The sequence below is a fragment of the Thalassolituus sp. UBA2009 genome (assembly GCF_002335285.1).
Taxonomy (GTDB): domain Bacteria; phylum Pseudomonadota; class Gammaproteobacteria; order Pseudomonadales; family Oceanobacteraceae; genus Venatoribacter; species Venatoribacter alkanivorans.
This window is the reverse complement of sequence record NZ_DDCJ01000017.1, coordinates 9,332-9,707: the sequence shown is the minus strand read 5'-3', so window position 1 is coordinate 9,707 and position 376 is coordinate 9,332. Positions and strand designations below refer to the sequence as shown.

Here is a 376-nt window from a genome sequence, read left to right as displayed (position 1 = left end):
CGTGGGATGAGTCAGACGGTGTGCAATCTGGTGGCTTAGCAGGATCTGGGGACGGATGACCATGCGATACAGAACGGCAAGAGTAGCAGCGATTGTTATCACAATAACAGAGACGGTCGTCAGATCTGGCGGAGTAGACAGGTGGGCCAGTTGTGTCAGAACCAGGCTGGCGATGAGGCTGATCAGCGTTGCCAGCAATATGCGGACTCCATGCTTTGACATATTACGCTCCGGAATAGTTATTCCTTTCAGCTTAGTCAAAACAGAGCGGAATCGCAGAAGTAAATGGTAGTAGTCTTCAGGCGTTGTCTGATCTGGCGGGGTTTCGGACTAAAGGTTATAACGTGACTTTTTTGCAAAGATAAAGTGCAGAGGC

The 376-nt window shown here is 49.7% G+C and carries 1 protein-coding gene; it reads right to left on the bottom strand.

The window, feature by feature from the left end; genetic code table 11:
* Positions 1–222: hypothetical protein (locus B3P58_RS01725; protein ID WP_286715626.1), on the bottom strand; the 222-nt coding region annotated here is incomplete at its 3' end.
* Positions 223–376 lie beyond the last annotated feature (154 nt).